8 protein-coding genes are annotated in these 13,110 nt (G+C 71.1%); 4 read left to right on the forward strand and 4 right to left on the reverse strand.

Annotation, left to right across the window (positions count from 1 at the left end; genetic code table 11):
• Positions 1 to 23 precede the first annotated feature (23 nt).
• Entirely contained in the window at positions 24 to 833 is an 810-nt protein-coding gene (gene ubaA / locus J2754_RS03455) for an SAMP-activating enzyme E1 (RefSeq protein WP_188877697.1), read from the forward strand.
• 145 nt (positions 834 to 978) lie between these two features.
• Here ubaA and J2754_RS03460 read toward each other — a convergent pair whose 3' ends face one another.
• The gene (locus J2754_RS03460; protein ID WP_211086680.1) at positions 979 to 2,373 is read right to left on the reverse strand and encodes a dihydrolipoyl dehydrogenase family protein; all 1,395 of its coding nucleotides are present in this window, start codon (positions 2,371 to 2,373) and stop codon (positions 979 to 981) included.
• Positions 2,374 to 2,415: 42 nt separating this feature from the next.
• The gene (gene kdgK1, locus J2754_RS03465) at positions 2,416 to 3,369 is read right to left on the reverse strand and encodes a bifunctional 2-dehydro-3-deoxygluconokinase/2-dehydro-3-deoxygalactonokinase (protein WP_211086681.1); all 954 of its coding nucleotides are present in this window, start codon (positions 3,367 to 3,369) and stop codon (positions 2,416 to 2,418) included.
• Positions 3,370 to 3,452: 83 nt separating this feature from the next.
• Here kdgK1 and J2754_RS03470 point away from each other — a divergent pair, with 83 nt between their 5' ends.
• Positions 3,453 to 4,040: a flavin reductase family protein gene (locus J2754_RS03470; RefSeq protein WP_211086682.1), complete on the forward strand. Its 588-nt coding sequence runs from the start codon at positions 3,453 to 3,455 to the stop codon at positions 4,038 to 4,040.
• 1 nt (position 4,041) lies between these two features.
• Here J2754_RS03470 and mutL read toward each other — a convergent pair whose 3' ends face one another.
• Both mutL and mutS read right to left on the reverse strand, forming a co-directional pair.
• Positions 4,042 to 6,075, reverse strand: a complete 2,034-nt coding sequence (mutL, locus tag J2754_RS03475; RefSeq protein ID WP_211086683.1) for a DNA mismatch repair endonuclease MutL — start codon at positions 6,073 to 6,075, stop codon at positions 4,042 to 4,044.
• Between the two features lie 59 nt (positions 6,076 to 6,134).
• A complete protein-coding gene (gene mutS, locus J2754_RS03480) occupies positions 6,135 to 8,822 on the reverse strand; it encodes a DNA mismatch repair protein MutS (protein ID WP_211086720.1) in 2,688 nt (895 codons plus the stop codon).
• 356 nt (positions 8,823 to 9,178) lie between these two features.
• Between mutS and J2754_RS03485 the strand changes: the two genes are divergently transcribed.
• Together J2754_RS03485 and J2754_RS03490 are read left to right on the forward strand one after the other, a co-directional pair.
• Positions 9,179 to 9,598: a hypothetical protein gene (locus J2754_RS03485; protein WP_188877702.1), complete on the forward strand. Its 420-nt coding sequence runs from the start codon at positions 9,179 to 9,181 to the stop codon at positions 9,596 to 9,598.
• A 276-nt stretch (positions 9,599 to 9,874) separates the two neighbouring features.
• A complete protein-coding gene (locus J2754_RS03490; RefSeq protein ID WP_211086684.1) occupies positions 9,875 to 12,601 on the forward strand; it encodes an alkaline phosphatase PhoX in 2,727 nt (908 codons plus the stop codon).
• The last annotated feature ends 509 nt before the right edge of the window (positions 12,602 to 13,110 follow it).

The raw sequence follows: 13,110 nt of genomic DNA on the forward strand, positions 1-13,110 counted from the left end.
GCCCTCGCGCGCCACGTTCCACCATGCCCGGTCTCGACCTCGACCCGACGCAACTCGACCGGTACTCCCGGCACATCATCATGGACGACGTCGGCCCGGAGGGCCAGGCCGCCCTGCTCGACGCCGACGTCCTCGTGATCGGCGCGGGCGGCCTCGGCTCGCCGGTCATCGAGTACCTCGCGGCGGCGGGCGTCGGCACGCTCGCCGTCGTCGACGACGACACCGTCGAGCGCTCGAACCTCCAGCGACAGATCGTCCACCGCGACGCGGACGTCGGCACGCCCAAGGTCGACTCCGCGCGCCGCTACGTCGACGCCCTCAACCCGGACGTCGACTTCGAGGGTCACGACGTTCGCCTGACGCGCGAGAACGCCCGCGACCTCGTCGCCGATCGGGACTTCGTCGTCGACTGCACGGACAACTTCGGGACGCGCTACCTCGTCAACGACGTCTGCGTGCTCGCCGGCGTCCCGTTCAGCCACGGCGCGATCTACAAGTTCGAGGGCCAGGCGATCACGGTCACCCCCGACGGCCCCTGCTATCGGTGCGTCTTCCCCGAGGCGCCCGAGGAGGGCACCGTCCCGGACTGCGCGACCGCGGGCGTCCTGGGCGTGCTCCCCGGGACCGTCGGCTGTCTGCAGGCCACGGAGGCGGTCAAGTCGATCCTCGGCGTCGGCGACCTCCTGACGGGGCGACTGCTCCACTACGACGCCGCGAGCGTCGGCTTCGAGGCGGTACCAATCGCCCGGAACCCGGACTGTCCCGTCTGCGGCGACGACCCGATCGAGAGCGTCGAGGACGTCGAGTACTCCGGCGGCTGTACCGTCGTCTGAGTCGGCGCCTTCATCACCAAAGCCGGAGCCACCCCGCGGTATGTCCTGACGACGGCCGCGCACGCCCCGCGGAACCGGCGGTGCGACGTGCGTTCTCTCCCGCGCCCCATCGCGCGCCGCCTGCTCGCCCCCTCAGGCGACCCGATTATCGCAGCTCTCTGCTCACCGTCCGCACGAGTCCGTCGATGATCTCCGGCGTCGTCGGGTGGAACGACCGATCCGGAACGTCCCGGACGTCCATCCCGGTCTCGACGAGCACCTGCAGCGTCTTCGCCATCACGTCGGCCTCGTAGTGCCACCCGTGGTAACCGAGTACGGTTCCGTCCGTCGCGTCGACGACGAGCTCCGCCCGGCCGCGTGCGGCGTCTTTCGTCCGGAAGACGCCGTCGTCGCTCGCTTCCCGTGACGCCGTCAGCACGTCGTGGCCCGCGTCCTCCGCCTCGCCGGGCGTCATGCCGACGGTGACGTACGGGTAGACGCCGGCCGCGGTGAAGACCACGCGGTGCGTGATCGGATCGTACGTCTCCAGCGCCTCGCCGCGCCAGTCCGCGAGGACGTTTCGCGCCGCGACCTCGCCCTCCTCCTTCGCCGTGTGGAGGAGCTCGCGCTCGCCGACGACGTCGCCCGCGGCGAACACCCTCAGATCGTCGCGCGCCCGAAGCGTCCCCGGATCGACCCACCCCTCGGTCGGCTCGATCCCCGTCGCCTCGAAACCGAGCCCGTCCGTGCTCGGGACGCGTCCGGTGAAGCAGAACAGCCGATCGGCCTCGATCGTCTCCGTCTCGCCGTCCCGCTCGACGGTCACTCGGACGCCGCCGTCCTCCGTCGCCGCGACGCGCCGTTCCTCGGCGTTCGTCAGCACGTCGACGCCGAACTCCTCGCGGTAGCACTCGACGACGCCGTCACCGACTGCCGGGGCCGTCCGGTCGAGCGGCCGCGCGTCGTGCTCGATCACCGTGAGGTCCATCCCGCCCGCCTCCGCGAGGTACGGGACCAGTTCGAGACCGACGGCGCCGAACCCCAGGACGACGCCCGACGCGGGCAACTCGGTCGCGTCGAGGACGTCCGCTGAGTCCATCGGCTCGACGTCGTCGATTCCGGGGAGGTCGGGCGTCCGGGGCGTCGAACCGGTCGCCACGATCACGTAGTCCGGCTCGTACCGCTCGTCCCCGACCGCGACGACGCCGTCGTCGACGAACCTCGCGCTCTCGTGGTGGAACGTCACGTTCTCGCGCTCGGCGAGGTCGTGCACGGCGTCGCGTCGGTGGCGTGCGAACTCGGCCGTGTGGTCGTCCTTGTGGGCGACGACCCGATCGAGGTCGACGTCGACGTCGGCGTCGAGGCGCGGATCCGAGCGCGCCTGATAGCCGTGTTGGGCCGCGCTCAACACCTCCTTCGAGGGCATACAGCCGCGGAGGATACAGAGCCCGCCGCCCGGATCGCCGTCGTCGACGAGTGTCACTTCGGCGTCGCCGTCCGCGAGGACCTCCGCGGCGGCGACGCCCGCGCTCCCGTACGCACCGATGACGAGGACGTGCATACCGTCGTCTACGCGAGGCGGTGCCGAAAAGCCGCGGGGCCGTCAGCGCGCGATATCGTCGCCCGAGCGATCGAGGACGGCCTCGACCTCTTCGGGTGTGACGAGCGCGGTGTCGCCCGGGATGGTGCGCTTGAGCGCGGCGGTCGCGGCCGCGTACTCAAGCGCGACGGGCACGCCGTCGCCGCGGAGGCGGCGTGCGAGGAAGCCGCCGACGAAGGCGTCGCCCGTCCCGACCGCGTCGTGCGTGTCGGCCTCGAACGCCGGCTGTTCGACGACGTCGCCCGCGTGCCACGCGAGCGCGCCCGCCGCGCCGCGCGTCACCACGACGGTCTCGAAGCCCCACTCCTCGGCGAGATCACGCGCCACGCGCTCGGCGTCGCCGTCGAGCCCGAGGACGTCTCTGGCGTCGCGGACCGCCGTCACGAGCACGTCGATGTCGGGGAAGAGCGATTCGAGGACCGGGCGCGCCTCCGCCGGGCTCCAGAGCTTCGAGCGGTAGTTCACGTCGAAGACGGTCGTCGCCCCCGCCTCTCCCGCCAGCGCGAGCAGGGCCGCCGTCGTCCCTTCGAGGGTGTCGGAGAGCGCGGGCGTGATGCCCGAGGTGTAGAACGCGTCGCTCCCCTCGATCCGTTCCGTCGGGAGCTCGTCCGGCGTCGCCGTCGTCACCGCCGCGTCCGCCCGGTCGTAGATGACGCTCGTCGGGCGCGGCGCCGAGGCCTGTTCGAGGTAGTAGGTTCCCTGTCGTCCCTCGTCGCTCCAGACGACGTCCGCCGTGGTCCCCTGCGCCTCGACGGTCGCCGTCACTTTCCGCCCGAGCGCGCTGTCGGGGAGCTTCGAGAGCCACGTGGTGTCGAGACCGAGGCGGCCGGCGTTCACCGCGACGTTGCTCTCCGCGCCCGCGGCGCGGAACTCCAGTTCGGACGCCCGTTCGAGGCGCTCCTGTCCCGGCGGGCTGAGGCGCAACATCGTCTCGCCGAACGTCACGAGGTCGCTCATGTCACGGCCGACGACGCCGCCCCAAATCAATCCGCGGGATTCCCCGCCCACTCATACCCCCCTCGTCCGTACTCGGGAGCGTCATGTTCGAACGAGACACGGACGACCTCTCGGCGAGCGAGCGCGAGCGCATCGTCAAGACGGCCGTCAGCCCGCGTCCCGTGGCGTGGGTCGGGACGCGCGACGCGTCCGGCGCCGACAACCTCGCCCCGTTCAGCTCCTACACGTACGTCGGCGCGGAGGACCCGTCGGTGTTGTTCACGGCGAGCCGCCGCGACGGCGAACTGAAGGACACCCCGCGAAACGTCATCGACACCGAGGTCTTCTCGGTGAGCGTCGCCACCGCGGACGTCCTGGAGACCGTCGACCACACCGCCGCCGACCCCGAGGAGGGCGACGAGTTCGACCTCGCGGGCGTCGAGCGCGCCGAGTGCGATCGGATCGACGCCCCGTACGTCGCGGACGCCCCGATCGCCATGGAGTGTACCCTCCACGACCGCCAGGAGATCCACGGCCGCACGATGCTCATCGGCGACGTCGTGCGCTTTCACGCGGCCGACGCCGCGATGCGCGACGGGCAGGTCGACTCCCGCGAGATCACGACGATCGGCCGTCTCGGCGGGCCCTACTACACGTACACAGAGTCCGTCGAGTTCGAGCGGCGCTACTGACTCACTCCGGCGCGCGGTCCTGATGGCCGGGGTAGTCCCGCTCGAATCGCCGGTCGAGCTCCGCCGCGTCGATCTCGACGAGCACCGGCCGACCGTGCGGGCACACCCACGGTTCCGCGCAGTCGTCGAGTCGGTCGAGGAGCGCCGTCACGTCCCCCTCGGGAAGGGACGTGTTCCCCTTGATCGCGGGCGCGCACGCCATGTCGGCGAGCAGGGCGTCCGCGGCGTCGAGAACCGCGTCGCCCGCCGCGGCGCTCGTCGCGGACGCGATGACGTCTCGCACCAACGCGGCGTCGAGCGCGTGGCCGAACACCGCGGGAACGGCCGTCACGACCGCGTGCGTCCCGTTCAGATCGGCCTCGAAGCCCGCGTCGCGGAGCGCGGGTAGCGCCGCCTCGAAGCTCGCCGCCTCCGCCGCCGTCAGCGACACGTCGGCGGGCGTCACCAGCGCCTGCGAGTCCGGCGAGTCGTCGAGCTCCGCGCGCAGCGCCTCGTAGCGCACCCGCTCGTCCGCCGCGTGCTGGTCGATCACCACGAGGCCCTCAGCGGTCGCCGCGACGACGTACGTCTCGTGGAGCTGCCCGAGCACGCGGAGCGAGGGGAGGCGCTCGCGCTCGGACGCGTCGTCGGTCTCCGCCGTTCCGGGCAGTCGGGCGTTACGCGTCGCGCCGGCGATCCGCCCGGATTCGCGCTCGCCTCCGGCTCCGGGTCCCCCGTCGTCGGCGCGCGTCCCGCGTGACCGCGGCGACGACCGTTCCGACGCCGACGCGCCCGAGCGTGTCCCGCTCGCCGCCGGCGCGCCGTGCGACGACGTCCTACGTGACGACGGATCCCGCCCGCCCGGCCCGCTCGACGACCCGTTCGCCGATCCGGCCGCGTTCTCGCTCCCGCCCGTTTCCCCGTCGTCGCTCGACCCGCTCCTCACGGCGCGCTCGACGCCGTCGTCCCCGGGCGCGATCGCGGCGTCCGTCGGCTGTGAGGCCCCACGAGGCGCCCGCGTCCGCACGAGGCCGTGCTCGCGGAGCGCGTCGCGCACCGCGTCCGTCACCGCCTCGCGGACGCCGGCCTCGTCCTCGAATCGCACCTCCATCTTCCGCGGGTGGACGTTCGCGTCCACCTCGCGCGCGGGGAGCTCGACGTCGAGGACGGCGAACGGGAAGCGATCGGCGGCGAGCTGCGTCCCGTACGCCTCGACGATCGCCTCGCGCAGCACCCGATCGCTGACGTAGCGGCCGTTGACGTACGTGGCGAGGTAGTCGCGCGTCGAGCGCGTCGTCTCCGGGTGGCTCACGTACCCCCGGACGCGCTCGATCGCCCCCTCGGGCGCGGCGTTCACCCTGATCATCGACTCCGCGACGTCGCGCCCGTAGACGGCGAGGAGCGCGGAGCGCACGTCGCCGTCGCCCGGCGTGGCGAACGTCTCCGTCCCGTCGTGTTCGAGCGACACCGCGACGTCCGGGTTGGCGAGCGCGTAGCGCGATACCGCGCGGTTGACGTGGCCGAACTCGGTGCTCTCGGCGTTCAGGAACTCCCGGCGCGCCGGCGTGTTGTAGAAGAGGTCGCGGACCGCCACCGTCGTTCCCGGCGCGCGCCCCGCGGGGCCGACCGATTCGACCTCGCCGCCGGCGACGCGTACCTCCGTCCCGCGACCGCCCTCGCGGGGCTTCGTCGTCACCGTCAGCCGCGACACCGCGGCGACCGTGTGGAGGGCTTCGCCGCGAAAGCCCAGCGTCCCGACGTGCGCGAGGTCGTCCGCGTCCCGGATCTTCGATGTCGTGTGGCGCTCGATTGCCGCCTCCGCGTCCGCGCGCGTCATCCCGATCCCGTCGTCGCGCACGATCAGCTCGTCCGTCCCGTCGCCCGTCACCGACACCTCGATCCGCGATGCGTCCGCGTCGAGGGCGTTCTCCACGAGCTCCTTCACGACCGACGCGGGCCGCTCAACGACCTCGCCGGCCGCGATGCGGTCCACCGTCGCCGCGTCGAGTTCGCGGATCTCCGCTCCCGTCTCGCCCCCGCCGTCGCCCTCGCTCATGGCCGTGGATGGCCGCACGCCCACATCAATCCGGCGCTCGTCGCGCTCCGTCGGCTCGCTCAGTCCAACCGCTTTTGCCACTCGTTGACGCGCTGGAGGAGATCGAGCGGCGAGGAGTTGTTCACGTCGGTGTTGCGCAGCTCGTCGAGGACGGCCGCCGCCTCGGAGTCGAGGGCCGCCGCGTCGTCCTCACCGTCGCCGGCCGCGTCTTCACCCTCACCCCCGCTCTCGCCCGTAGCGCCTTCGTCGGTCCGCAGCTCGCCGCTTCCGAGGTCGAAGACGACCTGCTCGCTCCCCTCGCTCCCGCCGCGGACGTCGATCGCCTCGTCCGCGCGGAGGCGTTCGAGGACGTCGCGCGAGCGCGACACCACGGGCTCGGGGACGCCCGCGAGGTCGGCGACGTGGATGCCGTACGAGCGATCCGCGGGGCCCTCCGCGACCGTTCGGAGGAACGTCACGTCGCCGTCGCGTCCCGTCGCGGGACCGGACTCCCCCCCGCTTCCGGTCGACGCGTACGACTCGTCGTCGACCTCGACGTGGACGTTCCGCACGCCGTCGAGACGGTCGGCGAGCGCCGTCAGCTCGTGGTAGTGCGTCGCGAACAGCGTCTTCGCGCGCACCTCGTTGTGGAGGTACTCCGTCGCCGCCCACGCGATGCTGATCCCGTCGTCGCTCGCCGTCCCGCGGCCCACCTCGTCGAGGACGACGAGCGAGTCCGCCGTCGCGGAGTGGAGGATGTTCGAGAGCTCCTGCATCTCGACCATGAACGTCGAGCGCCCCTGCGCGAGCTCGTCGAGCGCACCGACGCGCGTGTAGACGCCGTCGACGAGTCCGATCTCGGCCGACTCGGCCGGCACGAAACTCCCCGCCTGCGCGAGCAGGACGATCAGCGCCGTCTGGCGCATGTAGGTGCTCTTCCCGCTCATGTTCGGACCCGTCACGACGAGGAAGCGCCGGCCCTCGCCGAAGCGCGCGTCGTTCGGCACGAACTCCACCGCCTGCTCGACGACCGGGTGGCGACCCGCGCTCACGTCGAGCGACCGGTCGTCGCGGAGCTCGGGGCGCGTCCACCGGTTCGCGCTCGCGTGCTCCGCGAAGCTCGCCAGCGCGTCCACCTCCGCGAGCGCTCGCCCCGCGTCCTGCAACAGCGAAGCGTGTGCGGCCACCTCGGCCCGCAGTTCGTCGAACAGCTCGCGCTCGCGGGCCGCGCGCTCCTCCTCGACGCGGAACAGCGCCCGCTCCTTCTCGTCGAGCTCGGCGCTTCGATAGCGCTTCGAGTTCTTCAGCGTCTTCACCTCGCGGTAGTCGTCGGGGACGCGATCGGTCTGCGAGTGACCGACCTGGAGGTAGTATCCGTCAGTCTTGTTCCGATCCACCGTCACCCGCGAGAGCTCGCTCTCCGCCTTGACGCGCTCGGCGAGCGTGTCGAACCACGCGACGAGCTCGTCGTGTTCGGCCGCGAGCTCGTCGAGCGTCTCGTCGTAGCCGCGCGCGAAGATCCCCGTCTCGCCGCCGGGATCGTCGGCGAGCGCGTCGTCCACCGTCTCGCGCAGGGCGGCCGCGTCGTCGGCGTCCACCCGCGCGAGCACGTCGCCCAGCGGCGAGTCGGCCAGTGAGGGCGACGACGCCACGCGTTCGCGGAGCGCGTCGAGGCGCTCCAAGGTGTCGACGACGCGTTTCAGCGCGCCCGGATCCGCGCTCCCGGACGTACACCGCGCGGCGAGGCGTTCGAGGTCCGCCGCGCCGTCCAGCGTCTCGCGCACCGCGTCGCGTTCGAGCGCGTCGTCGGCGAGCGCCGCGACGCAGTCGTGTCGGCGTTCGAGCTCCCCGCGCCGTTGCAGCGGTCGGACGAGCCACGCCTCCAAGCGGCGCGCGCCCATCGCCGTCACCGTGTGATCGAGCGTCGCCGCGAGCGATCCCTCCCTGTCGCCGCGCATCGTCTCGGTCAGTTCGAGGTTGCGCCGCGTCGTCGGGTCGAGCGAGACGTGATCGTCCGCCCGATAGGGCTGGACGCGGGTCAGCGACGAGAGCACGCCGACGCCCGTCTCCGCGACGTAGTCGAGCGCCGCGCCCGCCGCCCGCACGCCCGGCCCCTCCGGTTCGACGCCGACCGCGTCCAGCGCGCCCTCGCCGAACTGCTCGCGGACACGGTGGGTGGCCTTCCCGGGTGCGAACGCCTCCGTCCCGTGGACGCTCAGCGTCGCGTCCGCGTCGTCGCGCACCGCGTCGCAGAAGTCGTCGTCGCCTCGCAGTACCGGCCCCGGCAACACCTCCTCGGGACCGAAGCGCCCGAGCTCCGCCAAGGCCGTGCGTTCGTCTCCGACCTCGGTCAGGCGGAACGCCCCCGTCGTCACGTCCACCGCCGCGAGCCCGTACGCGTCGCCCTCGCGCACCACGGCGACGAGGTAGCGCGCGTCGGCCCCCGTCGCCTCCAGGAGGGTGCCCGGCGTCGCCGTCCGCGTGATCTCGCGCGTCGTGTCGTCGTCGCCGCGCTGCTCCGCGACCGCGACCGTGTAGCCCCGCTCCACGAGCGACTTCAGGTAGGGCGTCAGCTCGCTCAGCGGGACGCCGGCCATCGGATACGACGAGCCGTGACTCGACTTCTCGGAGACCTTCAAGTCGAGCTCGTCGGCGACGAGACGCGCGTCGTCCGCGAAGAACTCGTAGAAGTCCCCGACCTGCATGGCGAGGACGTCCGCGTCCGACTCCTCCTTCAGTGCGAGGAACTCCTCGACGATGCCGGTCACGCCGCCCTCACCCGGGTCTGCACCGTCGTCTCGATCATGGCGGTAGGTGGCCGCGAGCGAGTAAGAACGCACCGCCTCGCCCCGGCGCTCTCTCTTTAAGTGTCTCTCGCCACAAGTAGTAGATACGAGCGAGGGACGACGGCCGGCGTCGTCCCGATTCTACGCGTTCTCGTCGCCGAGCGGCGCGTTTCGACTCCGCTTTCGCGGTGAGCGGGTCGCTTCGCGCCCCGCGCGACGGAAACGGATGGGAGGGACCCCCTCCGGTCTGATATATACCTATCATATAAACGATCTATAGGGTGTTCGTTCGCTCTTCTCGTAGCGACGGCCGCCCCCTCGGCGGCCCGCCCCTCACCATGTCACAGACAGAGTCCACAGCGGAGGCGGAGGCGGAAACGTCAATCCACCGGGAGTACGTCCTCGACGTTCGAATCGTCGAGTGCGCGGACGGCTACCGCGTCGACGCCCCCGGGAATCGCGAGGAGACGTTCGCGGACGCCGAGACGGCGGAGCTGTACGCGGACGTCTACTTCTGTACGAACGGCTTCGAGGAGGCGGGGACGGGCGAGCGCGGCGTCCCGCTGGACGTGCTCGGCGCGGGGCGCGCGGTGCTCGCCGCCTACCTCCTCACGCAGTACGGCGACGATCAGTGGGTCGCCTCCTTCTTCGGGAAGAAGCCCTACCGCGTCCGCGAGTACGTCTCGTGGGTCGAGGAGCGCGCGGCCGAGATCCGCGACGGCGCGCGCGAACGCGACGTCACGCCCGCTGACGCCTGAGGCTCCCCCCCCCTCTTTCTCGCTCCCGTTCGACTGCCGTAACCGATTGGCCGCGCTCGGGTCGCTCCGCCGTCTTTCGACGCTCGAAACGCTCCGCAGCTACATACGGCCGTCCCGTCTCTTCACCCGTAGCCCGTCGACCACCCGCCGCGTCTCGGTTCCCGTCCGTACGGGTCCGTACGGGTACCATCCTCACTTCCGTCTCCGATACTTCACCACGCCGAACGTATCACTATTATAAGCAGTTATTCGGTGTGACGCGAACCACCGGACTGCATGGTCGACATCAGTCGCCGCAATCTCATGGCCAGCTCGGTCGCGGCCGCGCTCGGAGCCAGCGTGGTCGGTAGTGGAGTCGTCAGCGCGGACGTCGACGAGTCCGACACGCCCGGGGCACCGAGCGTGAAGGGGTCGCTCAAGCGCTTCTCGAACACCGCGTTCGGCGCCGAGGTCACGGGCCCCTACGTCTTCGCCGACGGGACGCCGCTGTACAGCCTCCAGCACCCGAACACCGACAACACGGAGCCGTTCAACAAGGCCGGCGTCGGCTACGTCAGCGGCTTCAGCTTCGAGATGGCGGGGAGCAACGACGACTTCGAGGAGCTCTCCGCGCCGAACTCCGAGAAGAAACGGCGCAAAGTCCGCACCGCCGCCGGCGATTACACGATGCTCTTCAGCCAGGAGGAGTCCATCGGCGACGGCGACGAACAGCTCGGCGTCCCGCAGACGCCCGACGGCGAGAACATCGATAAGTACCCGGGGACGCGGTACTCCGAGGCGGGCTACACGCCGGACTGTAACCAGTTCATCCCCTCGAACGACGAGGGCACCGAGGGGCACCTCTTCACGAACTTCGAGGCGACACCGGGGAACGTCACGCGCGTCCCGGTCTCGAAGACCGACGACGGCGAGTGGACCGCGGACACCCAGAACGCCATCAACATGGCGAACACGGAGGCGCTCCGCTCGCTCGGCGGTACGATGATCAACTGCTACGGCGATCGCTCGCCGTGGGACACGATGGTCTCCGCCGAGGAGAACTACGCCCACCCCCGCGTCAACTTCACGCACACGGTCGGGGACATCGTCGAGGCCGAGAGCGGCAAGGGCCTCATCGGCGGCTGTCAGTTCTGGAACCGACCCAGCCCGACCGCGATCCAGAGCGCCGTGAACGACTACTACGACGACGAGGCGTGGACCCTGCAGGGCTACTGGGCGCTCGCCGGCGTCGAACTCCTCGCCTACTCGCTCGGCGCCGCGCCGACCGACACGACGGGCGTCGATACGGAGACCTCCGACACCTACGGCGGAAGCGAGGTCGCCGACGGCGCGGAGAACAACGTGGAGCCCATCACGGACGAGGAGTACCCGAACCCGTATCGCTACGGCTACTTCGTCGACTACCGCGACCCCCACGCGGAGACCCCCGATCCCATCAAGTACTACGTCATCGGGCGGGCCGCCTGGGAGTGTCCGGACTTCCAGAACGACCTCAAGACCGTCTACGGCTGCTCCGACGGCGACAGCAAGGGCATCTACAAGTTCGTCGCCGACGAGGAGATCCCGAGCTACGCCGATCCGATGGACGTCGAGGGCACGCTCTACGCGCCGAAGATCACGAACGACGCCGCGAGCGCTGCCGACTCCGGTACGCGCGCGTCCCCGGCCGACGTCGACCTCGAGGTCGAGTGGATCCCGATCGGTCACGCCTCCAACGCGGAGATCGAGTCATGGATCGCGGAGTACGACGACGTCACGCAGGAGGACTACCTCACGACCCACACCGACTACGACGAGGCCGAACTCGGTCAGGACGTCGCCTACAGCGACGCCATCGAGGAGGCCGACAGGGAGGTCATCGCGAACGGCAACCAGAACTACATCACGAACGAGGAGATCGTCGAGTGGGCGCGCCAGTACGAGGAGCGCGGCTACGACGGCGTCGACGAGGACCTGCGCCGCGTGCCATTCCTCGAACTCCGCGCGGCCGCGAAGGAGATCGGCGCCTCCATCGAGTTCAACAAGGCCGAGGGCGTCGACAGCGCCGACGACGCCGGCCCCGGCGACTACGTCTACTTCGGCATCTCCGAGTTCAACGACGACATGGCGGACGACACGGGCGACCTCCAGATGGACCGCGTCGACGGCGGCGTCGTCTATCGCGGCGAACTCGACACCCACTACGACATCAGTCGCCTCGAACCCGTCATCGTCGGCCCGGACTTCACCGACGGCCCGCAGGCCGCGAACGACGCGCTCCGGAACGTCGACAACGTGAACGTGATGGACGACGGCCGCGTCCTCTGCTGTGAGGACGGCTTCAACGAGTCCAAACGCTCCTACCCGAACGACTGCCTCTGGGTCTACCAGCCGAACCCGACGGTCGCCGCCGGCTCCGCCGCCGTCGCGCAGGGCGACTCCGTCACCGTCGACGTTCGCGCGAAGCACATCCCGGACGGCATCGCCGGCGGGACGTTCTCCGTCTCCGTCGCCGACCCCGACGTCGCCCAGATCACGAGCGCGAGCTACCCCGATGCGGCCGGTCTCACCAAGGCCCCGCAGGTCGCCGACGACGGCTCGACGGCCGCCTTCGAGTTCGCGGACGTGCAGGAGGCGATGCAGGCCGACGGCGTCGAGTTCACGCTCGCGACCCTCACGCTCTCCGGCGTCCGCGGCGGCGCGACCGACCTCGACGTGCAGGCCGCGCTCGATGACGACGCGGGCAACGACATCGCGGTCGAGACCCGCTCCGGGATCGCGCTCACCGGTCCGGCGAGCGTCGCCCCCAGCGGCGCCCCGCCGAGCGACCCGGACGGCGACGGGCTGTTCGAGGACGTCAACGGCAACGGTCGCGTCGACTACGACGACGTCGTCCTCTTCTTCCAGCGCATGGACTCGAAGAGCATCTCCTCGAACACGCGGAGCTTCGATTTCAACGGCAACGAGCGCCTCGACTACGCCGACATCGTACAGCTCTACCAGGAGACTGGGGCCGGCGCGTGACCCGACGGCACGCATAAGACATGAGTCCGAACACCACGCGACGCACCCGGCGCCTGCTCGCGCTCGCCCTGTTCGTCGTCGTCGCTGCGCCGATCGCCGCCGGGGCCGGCCACGCGGCGACCGCCGACACCGCGGACGCGCCTACCGTCAGCGTCACCGACGTGGACGTCGCGTCGGACGGCACGGCGACGGCGACCGTCGTCCTGTCGTCGGCGCCGCAGGGTCTCGCCGGCTTCGCCGTCGACGTCTCGGTCGAGGGGTCGGCCGCGCGCATCACGAACGCGAGCTACCCCGAGACGTACGGGCTGACGAGCGAGCCGGCGCTCTCCGACGACGGCCGACAGGTCCGCCTCGAAGCCGCGGACCTGAACGAGCGCGTCCAGCCGGGCGCCTCCGACGTCGTCCTCGGCACGGTCGAGCTCACCGGCGTCAGCGCGGGCTCCGCCGAACTGAGCGCCGAGCCGCTGCAGTTCGACGCCGACGGCGGCGGGCCCGTCGAGCCCGACACG

Origin of the sequence: Halarchaeum nitratireducens (assembly GCF_017874695.1) — an archaeon.
Lineage (GTDB): Archaea > Halobacteriota > Halobacteria > Halobacteriales > Halobacteriaceae > Halarchaeum > Halarchaeum nitratireducens.